The sequence below is a fragment of the Pseudoxanthomonas spadix BD-a59 genome (genome assembly GCF_000233915.3).
Lineage (GTDB): Bacteria > Pseudomonadota > Gammaproteobacteria > Xanthomonadales > Xanthomonadaceae > Pseudoxanthomonas_A > Pseudoxanthomonas_A spadix.
This window is the reverse complement of the sequence record NC_016147.2, coordinates 2,629,916-2,646,689: the sequence shown is the minus strand read 5'-3', so window position 1 is coordinate 2,646,689 and position 16,774 is coordinate 2,629,916. Positions and strand designations below refer to the sequence as shown.

The following is a 16,774-nucleotide window of genomic DNA, read 5'->3' as shown; positions in this document are numbered from 1 at the left end:
TCGCACAAGCGGACCACCACCATGCCTGTGGTAGCGTTTGCAGCTTCGGAGGAGTCCATGACCAGCACCCATCAGCGCCGTACCAAGATCATTGCCACGTTGGGCCCGGCGACCGATCCGCCGGGTGTCCTGGAGGCGCTGATCCGCGCCGGCGTGAACGTGGTCCGGCTCAACTTTTCGCATGGTTCGCCCGATGGCCAGCGCCAGCGCGCCCTGGCCGTGCGTGCGGCCGCCGCCAGACTCGGGGCCGAAGTGGGCATCCTGGCCGACCTGCCCGGCCCGAAGATCCGCATCGAGCGCTTCGCCGCCGGCAAGGTGCAGCTCAAGGCCGGCGCGCGCTTCGACCTGGTCGCCGAGGACGATGCGCCGCCGGGCGACGCGCACCAGGTCGCGGTCAGCTACCTGGGCCTGCCGGGGGACGTGGCGCCGGGCGACACGTTGCTGCTGGACGATGGCATGCTGCAGCTGCGCGTGGCCCAGGTCCAGGGCCAGCGCATCATCACCGAGGTCCTCAACGACGCCACCCTGAGCGACCGCAAGGGCCTGAACAAACAGGGCGGCGGCCTGTCGCTGGGCGCGCTCACCCCGTACGACCATGCGTTGATCGAAGTGGCCGCCAGCATCGGCGTGGACTTCATCGCCGTCTCGTTCTGCCGCAATGCGGCGGACATGGAGGAGGCCCGCGCCAGCGCCCGCAAGCACGGATGCCAGGCCTACCTGGTGTCCAAGATCGAGCGCTCCGAGGCCATCGCCAACCTCAAGGAAATCGTCGCCGCCAGCGACGTGGTCATGGTCGCCCGCGGCGACCTGGGGGTGGAAGTGGGCGATGCCGAACTGCCCGGCCTTCAGAAGCAGATCATTCGCGAGTCCATCGAGCAGAACAGGATCGTCATCACTGCCACCCAGATGCTGCAGTCGATGGTCGACAGCCCGCTGCCCACCCGCGCCGAGGTCATGGACGTGGCCAACGCGGTGATCGACGGCACCGATGCGGTGATGCTGTCCGGCGAAACCGCGGCCGGCCATTACCCGGTGCGCGCGGTCGAGGCGATGGCCCGCATCTGCGTCGGCGCCGAGCGCTCGTTCGGCATGGAGACCGATTTCGAAGCCGCCCAGCGCAACCTGCAGCGCGCCGACCATGCCATCGCCATGGCGACCATGTTCCTGTCCGAGCACATCAGCCTGGGCGGGGTGGTGGCGCTGACCGAATCGGGCGGCACTGCCGGCTTTCTCTCGCGCTTCCGCTCCTCGGTGCCGGTGTACGCGTTCTCGCGCGATGACGGCGCCCGCCGGCGCATGGCGATGATGCGCGGGGTGACTCCGGTGGCCTTCGACAGCCGCGGCATGGCCGCGCGCGAAGCGGCCCGCGCCAGCATCCAGATGCTGGTCCAGGCCGAAATGCTCAAGCCGGGCGACCGGGTGGTGTTCACCAGCGGCGAGCACATGGAACAGCACGGCGCCACCAACACCCTGCGCCTGCTGGAAGTGGGTCAGGACGGCCGCGCCAGCGGCCTGGGCGAGCTGTAACGGCCCGGCCGCCGGCGCGCACCGGCGGCGCAAGGCCGCCGCGCGCTTGCGGCATGACCGGCAAGGGGCAGGGCGGCGCCGGCTATAATTCCCGGTTCCGCCGTCCGCCCCCCGAGTCCACATGAGCATCGAACAGCTCGCCGAAACCGCGCAGGCCCTGGTCGCCCCCGGCAAGGGCATCATCGCCATCGACGAATCCATCGCCACCATCGGCAAGCGTTTTGCCGGGGTGGGCCTCGACAACACCGAAGAACATCGTCGCCGCTACCGCGAGCTGCTGATCACCACGCCCCGGCTGGCCAACCACATCTCCGGCGCGATCCTCCACGAGGAGACCATCGGCCAGAAGACCCGGGACGCGGTGCCGTTCCCCAAGTACATGACCGACCACGGCATGATCCCGGGCATCAAGGTTGATCTTGGCACCCAGCCGCTGGCCGGCTGCCCCGGCGAGCTGGTGACCGAGGGCCTGGACGGCCTGCGCACGCGGCTGCAGGCCTACTACAAGCTGGGCGCGCGCTTTGCCAAGTGGCGCGCGGTGATCAACATCGGCGAGGACATCCCCTCCGGCACCTGCATCGAGGTCAACGCCCACGCGCTGGCCCGCTACGCCGCGCTGTGCCAGGAGCAGGGCATCGTGCCGATCATCGAGCCGGAGGTGCTGATGGAGGGCGACCACGACATCCAGACCTGCTACGAGGTGACCGAGGCGACCCTGCGCTCGGTGTTCGGCGCCCTGTACGAGCAGAACGTCCTGCTGGAAGGCACCATCCTCAAGGCCTCGATGGTCCTGCCGGGCAGCCGCTGCGCCGACCAGGTCGATGTGGAAGAAGTGGCCGAATCCACCGTGATGTGCCTCAAGACCGCCGTGCCGGCGATCCTGCCGGGCATCGTGTTCCTGTCCGGCGGCCAGTCCGACGAGGATGCCACCGCCCACCTGGATGCCATGAACCGCCTGGGCAACCTGCCCTGGCCGCTGAGCTTCTCCTACGGCCGGGCCATGCAGCAGGCCGCGCTGGCGCACTGGGCCAAGGACCCGGACCGCAATTTCGCCAAGGCCCAGTCGATCGTGTTCGAGCGCGCCCGCGCCAACAGCCTGGCAGCGCTGGGGCAGTGGGAGGGCTAGGCCCGTGTGTAGGAGCAACTGTCTGCTCGACGCGTTCGTGCCCCCTCTCCCTCGCGTGCGGGGGAGAGGGCTGGGGTGAGGGGGGCTTTTGCTTTAAGGCCAGTAAACCGCAGCCGGCTCCGGAACGTTGATGTGTCGTCGTCGGCATGGCCGTCACCCCTATCCCCCTCACCCCGACCCCCTGCTTCGCACCCCGGCCCGCGCCAGCGGCGCGGGCGCTCCAAGGCACGCGCGCCAGTGGCGCGCAAGCCGTGCCTTCTCGCCCCCCCGCGAGCGGGGGATAGGGGGCAAAATCCCAGGGATGTGGCCGTAGGGCCATGGCCGCGATGGGCTTTCCCGTAGGAGCGCCCCGAAGGGGCGCGATGCTCTCCCTTGGCATCTCGGCGCGCCCGATCATCGCGCCCCTGCGATGCGCTCCTACAGCCAGACCGCGTTCCAGTACGGATAATCGCCAACGCGCTGGACAAGCCCTGCGCGCAGCGGATTGGCCACGATGTACCGGGCGATCTGCTGCAGGTCCTGCGCCCGCCGCAAGGCATGATCGTGGTAAGCCCGTGCCCAGACCGGACCCGTGCGCCCGGTCGCCAGATTCGCCTCGCGTGCGCTGAAGGACTTGAGCCATTCCACCACCTTGGCCAACGGCTTGTCCTGGCCCAGTGCCAGCAACCAATGCGCGTGATCGGGCATCAGCACCCAGGCGAGCAGACGGGCATCGCCCAGGCATCGGCGTGAGATGAAGGACCGGCACGCCGCCTGCGCAGCGCGGGGATCGGCGAACAGTGGCCGGCGGTGCAGCGTCGTTGCCGTCAAGAGGCTTTTATTGGTCGCGAGAATTTCAGGCCAGCCGATCGGCGATGGTCTTGCGCAGGGACTTGAGATCCTCGGCGAAGACGCGGATGCCGTCGGCCAGTTTTTCTCTGGCCATTGGGTCGGCTTGGACGTCGGCCTTGAACCGGGCCGCGTCCACCGGCGGGTGGCTGCCGACCTGCGCCTGGGCCGGAAACAACTTGCGCGGCAGCGGGCCATGGTCGGCATCGAGCTGGTCGAGCAGGTCCGGCGAGATGGTCAGGCGGTCACATCCGGCCAGCGCTTCGATCTGCGCGGTGGAGCGGAACGAGGCGCCCATCACCACGGTCTTGATGCCGCGGCGCTTGAAGGTGTCGTAGACGCCGCGCACGAACTTCACGCCCTGGTCCTGGTCGATGCTGGCCGGGGCTTGGCCGTGGGCCTTGTACCAGTCGAGGATGCGACCCACGAACGGCGAGATCAAAAACGCGCCGGCCTCGGCACAGGCCAGGGCCTGGGTCGGGTTGAAGATCAGCGTGCAGTTGCAGTCGATGCCTTCGGCCTGCAGCTGGCGGCAGGCTTCCACACCTTCCCAGGTCGCGGCGACCTTGATCAGGATGCGCTCCCTGGGCACGCCCTGTTCGGCGTACATGGCGATGAACTTCCTGGCCTTGGCCACGGTGGCGGCGGTGTCATGGGCCAGGTCGGCATCGACTTCGGTGGACACGCGGCCCTGGATCAGGCCGGCCAGCCTGGTGCCCACGCCGATGGTCAGGCGGTCGACGACTTCGGCCAACCGTTCCTCGTTCACCTTGCCCTGGGCCCTGGCCCAGGCGGTCTGCTCATCGATCAGGTCGGCGTAGACCGGCAGGTCCAGCGCCTTCTTTACCAGGGTGGGATTGGTGGTGCAGTCGACTGGCTTGAGCCGCTTGATCGCCTCGACATCGCCGGTGTCGGCCACGATCACGGACAGCTCGCGCAGTTGCTGGAGTTTGCTTGGGGAGGTCATGGCATTTGATCCGTTTCGTTGTGCGTGTCGGCTAGGAGTCTGTCGGGCTTTGGCGGTCGAGGCAGCCTGGCCGGCCAAAGTCCGACAGGCTCCTAGGCCGAAAGCCTCTCACGCGCGCCGTTGCCAGGCGGTGGAAGCCTTCTTGCGGACAGGCACTGGCAGGCCAAGCGTGGCGGGGTCGAGCAGGTCGGCGGGCAGCTCGGCGAACACCTGCGCCAGCTGGATCAAGAACGCGTCCATGGCCGAGCTTTTGCGCCAGACCATGGCGATGCGCCGGCTGGGATGGGAGTCGCTGAAGCCCAGCAGGTGAATGTTCTCCGAGCGCGCCACCGGCGGCTGGACCGCCAGCAGCGGCAGCAGGGTCATGCCGACCTCGGCGGCGACCATCTGGCGCAGGGTTTCCAGGCTGGTGGCGCGGAATTCGGATTTTTCGTTGGCGCCGGACAGGCGGCAGACCTCCAGCGCCTGTTCGCGCAGGCAGTGGCCGTCTTCCAGCAGCAGCAGCTTCTGGTCGTTCAATTCGGCCAGGGTCAGGCCGGTGCGCTTGGCCAGCGGATGGTGCTCGGGCGCGGCCAACACGAAGGGTTCCTCGAACAGGAATTCCACATGCATCTGCTCCTCGTCCACCGGCAGTGCCAGCAGGCTGGCGTCCAGCTTGCCTTCGCGCAGGCGCTGCAGCAGTACATCGCTCTTTTCCTCCACCAGCAGCAGTTCCAGTCGCGGGAAGCGCGTGCGGATCGCCGGTACCACATGCGGCAACAGGTACGGGCCCAGGGTGGGGAAGATGCCCAGCTTGACCGTGCCGGCTTCCGGGTCCTGGCTGCGACGGGCGGCTTCCTTCAGCTGTTCGACCTCGGCCACGATCCGGCGCGCCCGTTCGGCTGCCTCGCGCCCGGCCGGGGTCAGCATCACCTTGCGCGGGGCACGTTCGACCAGCGGCACGCCCAGCTCGTCCTCGAGCTTCTTGATCTGGGTGGACAGGGTGGGCTGGCTGACGAAGCTGGCCGCCGCGGCCCGGCCGAAGTGCATGTGATCGGCCAGAGCGACCAGGTATTTGAGGTCACGCAGGTTCACGTGCGCGGATCCGCCTGCAGGTTGTGGGTCATCGGGGCCCTCGATGCATTCAACGCCCCTTGCGCCGGCGCATCAATCGACAAAGGTCGGCGTCCGGAAAAAACGCCCGCCGGGGACACCGACGGGCGTGGATCGACATCGTGGAAGAGGCCGGCGATGGATCAGGCCGCTTGCGCCTCGGCCACCGGCGCCTGGGCCGGCGCACTGTGGCGGATCAGGTGGTCGAAGGCGCTCAGCGCAGCCTTGGCGCCTTCGCCCATGGCGATCACGATCTGCTTGTAGGGCACCGTGGTGGCATCGCCGGCAGCGAACACACCCGGGACCGAAGTCTGACCGCGCTCGTCGATCACGATCTCCCCACGTGGGGACAGTTCAACCGTGCCCTTGAGCCATTCGGTGTTGGGCAGCAGGCCGATCTGCACGAAGATGCCTTCCAGCTCGATGGTGTGGCCGGTGTCGTTGGTGCGGTCGGTATAGGACAGGCCGGTGACCTTGCTGCCGTCGCCATGCACCTGCGTGCTCAACGCCGACAGGAGGATGGTCACGTTGGGCAGGCTGCGCAGCTTGCGTTGCAGGACCTCGTCGGCGCGCAGCTTGTGATCGAACTCGATCAGGGTGACGTGCCTGACCACGCCGGCAAGATCGATGGCCGCTTCCACGCCCGAATTGCCGCCGCCGATCACCGCCACGCGCTTGCCCTTGAACAGCGGACCGTCGCAATGCGGGCAGTAGGCCACGCCCTTGTTCCGGTACTGGTCCTCGCCGGGCACGTTCATCTGCCGCCAGCGCGCGCCAGTGGACAGGATCACGGTCTTGCCCTTGAGCGTGGCGCCGTTGGCCAGCTCGATCGAGATCAGGCCGTCGTCACCGGCCGGCACCAGCTTTTCGGCGCGCTGCAGGTTCATGATGTCCACCTCGTACTGGCGCACGTGGGCTTCCAGTGCCGCGGCCATCTTCGGCCCTTCGGTCTCCTGGACCGAGATGAAGTTCTCGATCGCCATGGTGTCCAGGACCTGGCCGCCGAAGCGCTCGGCCACCACCCCGGTGCGGATGCCCTTGCGCGCGGCGTAGATCGCCGCGGCCGCGCCAGCCGGGCCGCCGCCGACCACCAGCACCTCGAAAGGATCCTTGGCCGAGAGCTTCTTGGCCTCGCGCCTGGCCGCACCAGCGTCCAGCCGCCCGACGATCTCTTCCAGGGTCATGCGGCCCTGACCGAAGACCTCGCCGTTGAGGTAGACGGTGGGCACCGACATCACCTGGCGCTGCTCGACCTCTTCCGGGAACACCGCCCCGTCGATGGCCACGTGCTGGATGCGTGGATTCAGGACCGCCATCAGGTTCAGGGCCTGGACCACGTCCGGGCAGTTCTGGCAGCTCTGCGAGAAATAGGTCTCGAACCGGTAGTCGCCGTCCAGGCCCTGGATCTGCTCGATCGTGTCCGGCGCGGCCTTGGACGGATAACCGCCGACCTGCAGCAGGGCCAGCACCAGCGAGGTGAACTCGTGGCCCATCGGCAGGCCGGCAAAGCGCAGGTGGATGTCCTGGCCCGGCGAATTCAGTGCGAACGAAGGCGTGTGCGGATCGGCATTGCGCTGCTGGACCAGTGAGACCTGGTCGGACAGCTGCAAGATGTCCTCCAGCAGTTCCAGCATTTCCCTGGAGGTGGCCGAATCGTCCACCGAGGCCACGATTTCCACTGGTCGGGTCACGCGCTGCAGATAGGTCTTGAGCTGGGTCTTGAGGGTGTCGTCCAACATGTGGCGTCTCCTGATTTCGGGAACAGACAGGCCTGCCCGATGGGCAGAACGATGCGAGAAGCAAACCGCAAGCCACTTGGGCGTGCGCGAACGAAGCGGATTCCGGTTTGCCGCCGCTGCCTTCCCCGCACGCGGCGGGGAAGGCGGTCGGGCAGTGGATTAGATCTTGCCGACCAGGTCCAGCGAGGGCGCCAGGGTCTTGGCACCTTCCTTCCACTTGGCCGGGCACACCTCACCCGGATGGGAGGCCACGTACAGCGCGGCCTTGACCTTGCGCAGCGTCTCGGACGCATCGCGGCCAATGCCCTCGGCGGTGATTTCCACACCCTGGATCACGCCCTGCGGGTCGATGATGAAGGTGCCACGGTCGGCCAGCCCGGCCGGCCGCAGGACGTCGAAGTTCTTCGAGATCTGATGGGTCGGATCACCGATCATGGCGTACTTGATCTTGCCGATCGCCGCGGAGGTGTCGTGCCAGGCCTTGTGCGAAAAGTGGGTGTCGGTGGAGACCGAATAGACCTCCACGCCAAGCTTCTGGAATTCGGCGTAATGGTCGGCCAGGTCCTCAAGTTCGGTCGGGCAGACGAAGGTGAAGTCGGCCGGGTAGAAGGCGACCACGGACCACTTGCCCTTCAGGTCGGCATCGGAGACCTCGATGAACTCGCCATTCTTGTAGGCAGTGGCCTTGAACGGCAGGATTTCGGTGTTGATCACGGACATCGGTTCTTCCTCTTGGTGGATGGGTGGAGCGTTGGCGACCAGCCTAAGCAGCCATCGCTGATTACTCAAATCGATTAAAGAAATGGAGTGTATAGCGACAGGCTATCAATGGCCGGCTTGGCGCAATGCTAATGCAGCGCCTGTTGCGAGAACATCACGGGCCATTGCCAAGGCCCAGTCTTGATCACGCCGGGCCGGGCGCGGCCGCGCAACCGCTACCATGGACCGATGGAAACGCAGCCACCCCCGCGTCTGGATGCGCTGCTGCGCCAGGGCGCAGCGCAGCTGTCCACGCCGGAAGCGCGCCTGGAGGCCGAGCACCTGCTGCTGCATGCGTTGGGGCGCCAGCGCGCCTGGCTGTTCGCCCACGGCGCCGATCCGGCCGAGGCCGCCGTGCAGGCCGGGTTCGCGGCGCTGCTGGAGCGGCGCCGGCGCGGCGAACCGCTGGCCTACATCACCGGCCGGCGCGGCTTCTGGACGCTGGATCTGCAGGTCACGCCGGCCACGCTGATCCCGCGGGCCGACACCGAGCGCCTGGTCGAACTGGCGCTGGAGCGGCTGCCGCCTGGGCGTGCGCTGCAGGTGGCCGACCTGGGCACCGGCACTGGCGCGATCGCCCTGGCCATCGCCAGCGAACGCCCGCAGGCGCAGGTGCTGGCCACCGATGCCAGCGCCCAGGCGCTGGCCGTTGCCCGGGCCAACGCCAGGGCGCACGCGCTGGAGAACGTGGACTTTGTCTGCGGTGACTGGTTGGCGCCGCTGCAAGGCCGGCGCTTCGACCTCATCGCCAGCAATCCGCCCTACATCGCCGCCGGCGATGTGCATCTGGCGCAGGGCGATCTGCGCTTCGAGCCGGCCACGGCATTGGTGGCCGGCGGCGATGGCCTGGATGACATCCGCCGAATCATTGCACAGGCCCCGGCGCATCTGCTGCCAGGCGGCTGGCTGCTGCTGGAGCACGGCTTGGAGCAGGGCCAGGCGGTACGTGCACTGCTGATGCAGGCCGGCTTCGATGCGGTCCACACTGCGCAGGACATCGAACAGCGCGATCGGGTGACGCTGGCACGCATCGCCTGAGGTCGGTGAGGGGCCGGGTTAGACTGGCCGCTCGTCCCTCACCGTCAGCTTTCATGCGCACCCTGTATCCCGCCATCGAACCCTTCGACGCCGGCCACCTGCGGGTCGATGACCGCCACGTGCTGTATTACGAGCAGTGCGGCAACCCGGACGGCAAGCCGGTGGTGATGCTGCATGGCGGACCGGGCGCGGGCTGCAGCCCGAAGATGCGCTGCTTCCATGATCCGGCCAAATACCGGATCGTGCTGTTCGACCAGCGTGGCTCGGGGCGCTCGCGTCCACACGCCGACCTGGTCGACAACACCACCTGGCACCTGGTGGCCGATATCGAAACGTTGCGCGCGCATCTGGGCATCCATGCTTGGCAGGTCTTCGGCGGCAGCTGGGGCTCGACCCTGGCCTTGGCCTACGCCCAGACCCATCCGCGCCGTGTCACCGAGCTGGTCCTGCGCGGCATCTTCATGCTGCGTCGTTGGGAGCTGGAATGGTTCTACCAGGAAGGCGCCAGCCGCCTGTTCCCCGACGCGTGGGAGCATTACATCCATGCAATCCCGCAGGTGGAGCGGGCGGACCTGATCTCGGCCTTCCACCGCCGCCTGACCAGCAATGATGCGCAGACCCGGCTGGCCGCGGCGCGCGCGTGGTCGGTGTGGGAAGGGGCGACCAGCTTCCTGCGGGTGGACGAGAACTTCGTCAGCGGTCACGAGGATGCGGAATTTGCGCTGGCCTTCGCCCGCATCGAAAACCACTACTTCGTCAATGGCGGCTTCTTCGAAGTGGAGGACCAGCTGCTGCGCGATGCACCCAGGATCGCCGACATCCCCGGCGTGATCGTGCACGGTCGCTACGATGTGGTGTGCCCGGTTGCCAACGCCTGGGACCTGCACAAGGCCTGGCCGAAGGCGCGGCTGCAGATCAGCCCGACCTCGGGGCATTCGGCGTTCGAGCTTGAAAACATCGATGCGCTGGTCCGCGCCACCGACGCGTTCGCCTGAGCGCAGCGATCCAGGCCGGCGCGCCAGCTCGGCATGGCCTGCCTCAGGCCAGCGGCGACAGCGACCCGGCGGGCGTGGCCTGCGGCCGCGGTGAGAGGGTCGGGTCGTCGGTCTGGTCGGTCCACACCAGGAACTTCTCCAGGGTGTGGGCGCCGAAGCTGTTGCTGATCGCCGCGTCGGCCGCATCGCGGCCGCGGGCGATCAGGACCCGGCCGATGCGCGGGACATTGTGGCGCGCATCGAAGGTGTACCACTGGCCGTCCAGGTAGGCTTCGAACCAGGCCGAGAAGTCCATCGGCGCATTCACTGGCGGTACCCCGATGTCGCCCAGGTAGCCGGTGCAGTAGCGCGCCGGGATGTTCATGCAGCGGCACAGGGCGATGGCCGAATGGGCGAAGTCGCGGCACACCCCGCGGCCTTCGCGCAGGGCCTGGACCGCGCCCTTGGTCGGGTTGGCGTGGTGGTAGCCGAACTCGATCTGCGAATGCACGTAGTCGCAGATCGCCTGGACCCGGTTCCAGCCGTTTGGCGCGCTGCCGAACAGGTCCCAGGCCATGCCCACCAGCTGGTCGGTCTCGCAATAGCGGCTGCCCAGCAGGAACACCAGGGCCTGGTCCGGCAGCTGATCCACCGGCACCTCGCGCGCCAGTGGCATGGTCAGGTCCTGCACCCCGCTGTCCTCCACCACGGCATCGGTGTACAGGGTGAACACGCCCGTGGGGGCGGTCAGGCGCGTGCAGGTGTTGCCGAAGCTGTCGCGGTACTGGCGCATCGGCACCCCCGGCAGGGCGCGCAGTTCCTGGCCGATGACGATGTCGGTGCGGCGCGAATCGTGGATGTTCAGGGTCACCAGCATCGGCGTGGGCTGCGGCAGCCGGAAGGCGATCTCGTAACCCAGGCGGATCAACATGGTCTCGCCACGGTGCGGGAAGGTGCCACCGGTATACCACCCGGCAAACCTAGCGCTGCGTGAAGTGCGGCGCCAGTTGCGTGAACAGGGTGGCCAGGCGCTGCGCCCAGGCGCTCTGGCCGGCGTCGTCGGCGATCAGGTCCTGGCGGATTTCCAGCTCCAGGTGAGGCAGGCCGCGGGCCTCGCCGTGAACCGGGATCGCGTAGTCGGTGGCGTCACTGACCGAGTAGGGTTCGTTGTCGCCCACGGTCAGGCCATCGGCCTCCAGCAGCGGCTTGAGCGCCATCGCCAGACGGTTGTCGTGCTGGTACAGCACCCCGGCGTGCCAGGGCCGCGCGGTTCCGGCGAACGCCGGGGTGAAGCTGTGCAGGGCGATCAGCAGCGTGGGTTGGCCGCGCGCGGCGCGCGCATCGAGCTGGGCGCCGATCGCCTCGTGGTACGGGGCGAAGATCTCCGCCACGCGCTGCGCGCGCTGGGCGGCGCTTGCGGCCACGTTCGCCGCGATCTCGGTGCCGTCGCTGACCGCGGCGATCGAGCTGGGCGCGGTCAAGGGCCGGTTGCAGTCGATCACCAGGCGCGAATAGGTCTGCAGCACGGCGGTGGCATCCAGCAGCGCGGCCAGCTTGCGCGTGGTGCCGGCAACGCCGATGTCCCAGCCGATGTGGCGGTCCAGCTCGGCCTGGGTCAGGCCCAGCCGGTCCAGTGCGGCGGGCACGGCCTGGCCGGCGTGGTCGGCGATCAGCAGGAACGGCGAAGGCGCGCCAGGGCCGATCAGGGTGAACGGGGCCGGATCGTCCGGCCCCAGCAGCCGTCGTGTTTCAGACACGTGGGGTCCCGTCCAGGTGGTGCTCGATCATCCACAGGCCCGCCCACAGCTTGGCGTCGAGCTGATAGCCCTCGCCCAGCTTTTGCACCAGCCATGCCGCGGCCTTGGCGCGCGGGACTTCGTGCACGGTGATGTCCTCATCGCCATCGCCGCCGCCCTGGCCGACCTTGGTCAGGCCGGTGACCCGCACGAAGGCCACCCGCTCGCTGCTCGAGCCAGAGGACACCGGCCCGATCAGCAGCACTTCGGCGTGCTCGGCGGTCCAGCCGGTTTCTTCCTCCAGCTCGCGGACCGCCGACAGCTCGATCGATTCGTCCGCGTGGATGTCGCCGACCAGCCCGGCTGGCATCTCGATGGTGTTGGCCTGCAGCGGCACGCGGAACTGCTCGACGAAGACGATGTTGTCCTGCGGGGTGACTGCCAGGATGATCGCCGCCAGGCCGCCGGCATGGGCGCGCTCGGTGTATTCCCAGGTGCCGCGGCGGATCATGCGCAGGTACTTGCCGTCGTACATGACTTCAACGGGTTCGGTCTTGGAGCTCATGGGATCAGGCCGGTTGGTAGGAAGGGAAATGCGGCGCGTCGTCGTCCTGCGGCGGGGCCCAGGGTTGTTCCAGCCCGGCCGCGGTGCGCAGGCGCCGGCGCAGCGTGGGGCCCAGGCGCACCGCTTCGGCCAATGCATCGAGCATGTCGCCATCGGCCGGCGCGCGGGCGAAGCCCGGCACGCTGCCATCCAGCGGCGCATCCAGGGCGATGGTGGTCAGCTGGCGCCACAGCAGCGCGTGTTCGCGCTGTTCGCGCAGGCGCCTGGCCACCTGCGCCGCCCCGCGCATGCGCAGGAACGCGACTTCATCGCAGCGCGCCAGCAGGGCATCCAGGCTGCCGAAATGGGCCAGCAGGATCGCCGCGGTCTTGGCGCCGATGCCGGTGATGCCGGGGATGTTGTCGATCGCATCGCCGCACAGCGCCAGGTAGTCGGCGATCTGGTGCGCCTCCACGCCGTGCCGGCCCTTGACCCCGGTCATGCCCCAGCGCACGCCGCGGGCGAAATCCCACTGCTCGTCGTGTTCCCACAACAGCTGCGAGAGATCCTTGTCGGCCGAGACGATCACCCCGCGCAGGCCCAGCGGCCGCGCCGCATGCAGCGCGCTGCCGATCAGGTCGTCGGCTTCGTAATGCCGGTGGCCCAGCACGTTGAAGCCCAGTGCCGCGCACAGCGCCTTGCAATGGGTGAACTGGCGCCGCAGCTCGGCTGGCGCCGGCTCGCGGTTGCCCTTGTAGGCCGGGTAGAGCGTGTGACGGAAGCAGCTGTCCAGCGCCTCGTCGAAGGCCACCACGATGTGGCTGGGACGCTCGCGCTCGGCCAGCTCCACCAGGAACCGGGCAAAGCCGTGCACCGCGTTGGTCGGCCAGCCCTGGGCGTCGTGGAACTGGTCGGGCATCGAGTGCCAGGCGCGGAACACGTACAGGCTGGCATCCACCAGATAGAGGTCCTTCATGGCCTGTGCCGACCGCCGCCGGTGGGTGTCACGCCACGCCCTGAAGGCACGCTGGGTTGGCTCCTGCGCCGCTCCCGATTGCCATCGCGCCTAGGCACCGCCACCCACCCAGTCGCTCAGCAGCGCGGCCGGATCCGGGCGCTCGCGCTCGGGCATCTGCATCGCCGCGGTACCGATGTGGATGAAGCCGGCGATGCGTTCGTCCGGCCCCAGGCCCAGTTCGGTGCACACCACCGGGTCGGTGGCGGCCCAGCCGGTCAGCCACTGCGCACCGAAGCCGCAGGCCTGCGCAGCCTGGAGCAGGGCGAAGCACACGCTGCCAACAGTGAGCCATTGCTCTTCCAGCGGCACCTTGTGGCCTGGCTGCAGGCGCGCGACCACGGCGACGATGACCGGTGCGCTGGCAAAGCGGCCGCGCTCCTTCTCCACGGCCGAAGCCGACGCGGACGGATCCTTCTGCAGGGTGCGCCTGGCCAGCAGCTCACCCATCGCCGCGCGGGCCTCGCCCTGGATGCGGATGAACCGGAACGGCACCAGCCTGCCGTGGTCCGGCACCCGGCTGGCGCTGCGCAGCATCTGCAGCAGGGTGGAGGTGTCCGGGCCTGGCTCGCGCAGCTGCCTGGAGGGCACCGAACGACGCTGGTCGAGGGCTTGCAGCAAGGTGGGGGTGGGCATGCCCCGCAGTTTAGCTGCTTGGCACATCATTTGAGGCCGTCACGCTGGGCACGCAGGCTCGGGATCATGCCGCTACGCGCGCAGGCGCCGTGCGCAGCGCTGCCACTGTGGCGTTGCGAGGCTCAAGCTGGCGTGGTGGTCCAGCCAGCCAGCGCGATATCCCTATGATGAGCGCTCGCACGGAACGTTCACCCGCGTTGTTTCGGCCAGGCGAGGGGGACTGCCAATTTCGTCACGGTTCATGGACCGCGCGATTCACTACGATGAATCCGCGGAACCCAGGGGCCGCCTTTCCCCGTTTGAACAGTCACGGACGCGCGCGCCGGTATGTCCTCATTCGTCGATCTCCAGCGCGGCCAGGGCCGCAATCTGCGCCTGCTCGAACAGGCCCGCAGCACCGTGCTGCCTGCGCTGGTCACCGCGTTCGGCGATGCGCTGGGCAGGTTCGACGACGCGCTGTTCGAACGTGTCGAGCGCGCGGGTCCGGCCCAGACGGCGTTTCTTGACGGCATGCGCGAATTGCGCCGCCAGCGTGAGCCGGCGATTGCGCGCTTCCGTCAGCACCTGGAAAAGGCCTGGCGCGCGCTGGAAGAGGGCACGCCGCTATCGGTGGACACCGCGCTGACCGATCCCAACGTCACCGGCCTGAGCCTGTTGTCGGAAGCCGAGCTGGAATCGCGCCTGGCCGCGCGCAACCTGGCCAGCGTGGTCGGCCGCGACTGCCGCCAGGTGCTGGGCCACCTTGACCGCCGGCTGGGCATCATCGCCGCGGTGGGCGACCTGGATGCCGACCACAACCCGATTGGTCCCGAGCACGTCGGCGTGGCCATGCATGAGGCGTTCTCCGGCTGCGACTTCACCCTGGAAGTGCGCCTGACGGTGATCAAGCTGGGTGAGCGCGAGCTGGTGCCGCAGCTGGCGCGCATCTACGAAAGCCTGGATCGGATGCTGGTCCAGGCCGGGGTGATCGGCGAATTGCCGGCCGCGCGCCGGGTGGTGCCGCAGCGACCGAGCGCACCGCCGGCACAGATCCCCGGTCTGGAAGCGGTCGAAAGCCGACGCGCGCCGGACATGGGTCTGCCGGCCGGCAACGACGAGACCGGCATGCCGGCCTGGATGGCGCGCTTCGCCGAGCGCCTGGGCGGCAACGCCTGGCAGGGCAACGCCGATGCCGGTGGCTATGCGGGCGCCGGCTACGATCCTGCGCTGGGCGCCAACGCCCAGGGCGTGCTGCTTGAAGCGCTCCATCACCTGCTGCAGGAATCGCGCGGCCATCGCGGCGAACCGGCCGGCGGCTACGGCGAAGGCCAGGATCGCGGCGGCGGGCAGGGCGATGCGCGTTCGCTGTCAAAGCGCGAGATGCTCTCGGTGCTGTCGATGCTGCAGGCCACGCCCAGCGCCACCCTGCAGCGCGCCGCGGTGGGCAGCAGCGACGAATCCCTGGCCCAGCGCCTGAAGAGCGAAGTGCTCAACAGCGCCGGCCAGCTGGGCATGGAGCCGGGTACCACCAGGCTCTCGCCGGTGGACGAGGACGCCATCGACCTGGTCGGCATGTTGTTTGATGTGATGCTCGACGAGCGCGATCTTGAAATGCATTCGCGCGAGTTGATGGGCAAGCTGGTGGTGCCCTTCGTCAAGGTCGCGCTGCTGGACCGGCGCATGTTCGTGCAGAAGACCCATCCGGCGCGGCGCCTGCTCAACGTGCTGGCCGAGGCGTGCGAGGGCAACACCGGCGAAAGTGCGGCCGAGCGCGTGCTGATGGCCAAGGTCGAGGAAGTCGTCGACCGGCTGGTGGCCGAGTTCAACGAGAACCTGGCGATCTTCCTGACCCTGGAGGAGGAATTCCGGGATTTCCTCAACCAGCACAAGCGCCGCATCGAGATCGCCGAACGCCGCGCCACCGAGCTGCAGCGCGGCCAGGAGCGGCTGGAGGCGGCCCGCGCACGCGCCGCGGTCGAGCTGTCCAGGCGCCTGGAAGGGCGGCGCGTGCCGCAGACCATCGAGGATTTCCTGCGCCAGCCCTGGGCCCACCACCTGACCATGGCGCTGCTGCGCGAAGGCGAGGACAGCCAGATGGCGGCCAGCGCACTGGCCCTGGCCGATGGCGTGCTGCAGGAGCTGGCCGAGGCGCAGCGGCAGATCGTGGGCAAGCCGTGGCTGCAGGAATGGCGGCACGGCCTGATCAAGGTCTTCAGCAGCGTCGGGATGGGCGGCGAGGCCGCCGGTGCGGCGATCGACGCGCTGCACGACACCCTGCAGGCGGTGTCGGTTTCGCGACCGGACCTGGAACGCGCGCTTCCGGATTTGCCGCCGGTGGCCGAACCGGCCGCCCGGGCCGCCGCCGCGCAGGCGCCGAACCTGGAACTGATCGGCGGCACCGATGCGCTGGATTTCGACAGCGCCGATGCCGAGCATTTCCGCACGCTGCCGATCGGCACCTGGCTGGATTTCGTGGACAAGGACAACAAGGTCCAGGCCGGCAAGCTGTCGTGGGTGAGCCCGATCTCCTCGCGGCTGCTGTTCGTCAACCGGCGCGGCGTGCGCTTCTGCGTGGCCTCGGCCGAGGAGCTGGCGGTCATGGTGCGGCTGGGCCGACTGCGCCGGCATCGGCACGAGGACGCCTTCGACAGCGCCATGCAGGGCGTCATCGATCGCCTGGACGGGATCAACCGGCCGCCGGCCACGCCGTTGTCGGACGGGTGAAGGGTTCTCGTCATCGCGCGTGCGGCGCCGCCGGCCGCGGTGGGCCCGGCGGCCGGTTCTGTTTGCTAGCATCGCCGCTGTTTGGGCAGC

The 16,774-nt window shown here is 68.6% G+C and carries 15 protein-coding genes; 5 read left to right on the top strand and 10 right to left on the bottom strand.

Features of this window, described 5'->3' with window-relative positions; all coding sequences use genetic code 11:
* Positions 1–57: 57 nt before the first annotated feature.
* Together pyk and DSC_RS12025 are read left to right on the top strand one after the other, a co-directional pair.
* Entirely contained in the window at positions 58–1,527 is a 1,470-nt protein-coding gene (gene pyk, locus DSC_RS12030) for a pyruvate kinase (protein WP_014161439.1), read from the top strand.
* 121 nt (positions 1,528–1,648) lie between these two features.
* Positions 1,649–2,653 carry a class I fructose-bisphosphate aldolase gene (locus DSC_RS12025; protein WP_014161438.1) on the top strand — a complete coding sequence of 335 codons (1,005 nt, stop codon included), beginning with the start codon at positions 1,649–1,651 and terminating at the stop codon, positions 2,651–2,653.
* Between the two features lie 417 nt (positions 2,654–3,070).
* Here DSC_RS12025 and DSC_RS12020 read toward each other — a convergent pair whose 3' ends face one another.
* The 5 genes from DSC_RS12020 to ahpC all read right to left on the bottom strand — a co-directional run bounded on the left by DSC_RS12020 (position 3,071) and on the right by ahpC (position 7,999).
* Entirely contained in the window at positions 3,071–3,463 is a 393-nt protein-coding gene (locus DSC_RS12020; protein ID WP_014161437.1) for an REP-associated tyrosine transposase, read from the bottom strand.
* Positions 3,464–3,488: 25 nt separating this feature from the next.
* Positions 3,489–4,448 carry a transaldolase gene (locus DSC_RS12015; RefSeq protein WP_014161436.1) on the bottom strand — a complete coding sequence of 320 codons (960 nt, stop codon included), beginning with the start codon at positions 4,446–4,448 and terminating at the stop codon, positions 3,489–3,491.
* Positions 4,449–4,556: 108 nt separating this feature from the next.
* A complete protein-coding gene (locus DSC_RS12010) occupies positions 4,557–5,522 on the bottom strand; it encodes a LysR substrate-binding domain-containing protein (RefSeq protein WP_014161435.1) in 966 nt (321 codons plus the stop codon).
* Between the two features lie 161 nt (positions 5,523–5,683).
* Complete coding sequence (ahpF, locus tag DSC_RS12005) at positions 5,684–7,279, bottom strand: alkyl hydroperoxide reductase subunit F (protein ID WP_014161434.1); 1,596 nt, start codon at positions 7,277–7,279, stop codon at positions 5,684–5,686.
* A 159-nt stretch (positions 7,280–7,438) separates the two neighbouring features.
* Positions 7,439–7,999, bottom strand: coding sequence for an alkyl hydroperoxide reductase subunit C (ahpC, locus tag DSC_RS12000; protein WP_014161433.1), 561 nt, complete (start codon positions 7,997–7,999; stop codon positions 7,439–7,441).
* Positions 8,000–8,227: 228 nt separating this feature from the next.
* On the opposite strand from ahpC, the gene prmC reads away from it, so the two are divergent.
* Both prmC and pip read left to right on the top strand, forming a co-directional pair.
* A complete protein-coding gene (prmC, locus tag DSC_RS11995) occupies positions 8,228–9,076 on the top strand; it encodes a peptide chain release factor N(5)-glutamine methyltransferase (RefSeq protein WP_043291314.1) in 849 nt (282 codons plus the stop codon).
* Between the two features lie 53 nt (positions 9,077–9,129).
* On the top strand, positions 9,130–10,071 hold the full coding sequence (gene pip, locus DSC_RS11990) for a prolyl aminopeptidase (protein ID WP_014161431.1): 942 nt from the start codon (positions 9,130–9,132) through the stop codon (positions 10,069–10,071).
* A gap of 43 nt (positions 10,072–10,114) precedes the next feature.
* Here pip and DSC_RS11985 read toward each other — a convergent pair whose 3' ends face one another.
* The 5 genes from DSC_RS11985 to DSC_RS11965 all read right to left on the bottom strand — a co-directional run bounded on the left by DSC_RS11985 (position 10,115) and on the right by DSC_RS11965 (position 13,981).
* On the bottom strand, positions 10,115–10,981 hold the full coding sequence (locus DSC_RS11985) for a transglutaminase-like domain-containing protein (RefSeq protein ID WP_014161430.1): 867 nt from the start codon (positions 10,979–10,981) through the stop codon (positions 10,115–10,117).
* A 49-nt stretch (positions 10,982–11,030) separates the two neighbouring features.
* Positions 11,031–11,807, bottom strand: coding sequence for an N-formylglutamate amidohydrolase (locus tag DSC_RS11980; protein WP_014161429.1), 777 nt, complete (start codon positions 11,805–11,807; stop codon positions 11,031–11,033).
* On the bottom strand, positions 11,800–12,351 hold the full coding sequence (locus tag DSC_RS11975) for an NUDIX hydrolase (protein ID WP_014161428.1): 552 nt from the start codon (positions 12,349–12,351) through the stop codon (positions 11,800–11,802). Before DSC_RS11975 ends, DSC_RS11980 begins: the two co-directional genes overlap by 8 nt.
* A gap of 4 nt (positions 12,352–12,355) precedes the next feature.
* Complete coding sequence (locus tag DSC_RS11970; protein WP_014161427.1) at positions 12,356–13,306, bottom strand: 5'-3' exonuclease; 951 nt, start codon at positions 13,304–13,306, stop codon at positions 12,356–12,358.
* A 90-nt stretch (positions 13,307–13,396) separates the two neighbouring features.
* Positions 13,397–13,981: a nitroreductase family protein gene (locus tag DSC_RS11965; protein WP_014161426.1), complete on the bottom strand. Its 585-nt coding sequence runs from the start codon at positions 13,979–13,981 to the stop codon at positions 13,397–13,399.
* Between the two features lie 327 nt (positions 13,982–14,308).
* Between DSC_RS11965 and DSC_RS11960 the strand changes: the two genes are divergently transcribed.
* Entirely contained in the window at positions 14,309–16,684 is a 2,376-nt protein-coding gene (locus DSC_RS11960; protein ID WP_014161425.1) for a DUF1631 domain-containing protein, read from the top strand.
* Positions 16,685–16,774: the final 90 nt, after the last annotated feature.

Coding starts and splice junctions, on each gene's coding strand:
- pyk (WP_014161439.1), top strand. CDS start 58: ATGACCAGCACCCATCAGCGCCGTACCAAGATCATTGCCACGTTGGGC.
- DSC_RS12025 (WP_014161438.1), top strand. CDS start 1,649: ATGAGCATCGAACAGCTCGCCGAAACCGCGCAGGCCCTGGTCGCCCCC.
- DSC_RS12015 (WP_014161436.1), bottom strand. CDS start 4,448: ATGACCTCCCCAAGCAAACTCCAGCAACTGCGCGAGCTGTCCGTGATC.
- ahpF (WP_014161434.1), bottom strand. CDS start 7,279: ATGTTGGACGACACCCTCAAGACCCAGCTCAAGACCTATCTGCAGCGC.
- ahpC (WP_014161433.1), bottom strand. CDS start 7,999: ATGTCCGTGATCAACACCGAAATCCTGCCGTTCAAGGCCACTGCCTAC.
- prmC (WP_043291314.1), top strand. CDS start 8,228: ATGGAAACGCAGCCACCCCCGCGTCTGGATGCGCTGCTGCGCCAGGGC.
- pip (WP_014161431.1), top strand. CDS start 9,130: ATGCGCACCCTGTATCCCGCCATCGAACCCTTCGACGCCGGCCACCTG.
- DSC_RS11985 (WP_014161430.1), bottom strand. CDS start 10,981: ATGTTGATCCGCCTGGGTTACGAGATCGCCTTCCGGCTGCCGCAGCCC.
- DSC_RS11975 (WP_014161428.1), bottom strand. CDS start 12,351: ATGAGCTCCAAGACCGAACCCGTTGAAGTCATGTACGACGGCAAGTAC.
- DSC_RS11970 (WP_014161427.1), bottom strand. CDS start 13,306: ATGAAGGACCTCTATCTGGTGGATGCCAGCCTGTACGTGTTCCGCGCC.
- DSC_RS11965 (WP_014161426.1), bottom strand. CDS start 13,981: ATGCCCACCCCCACCTTGCTGCAAGCCCTCGACCAGCGTCGTTCGGTG.
- DSC_RS11960 (WP_014161425.1), top strand. CDS start 14,309: ATGTCCTCATTCGTCGATCTCCAGCGCGGCCAGGGCCGCAATCTGCGC.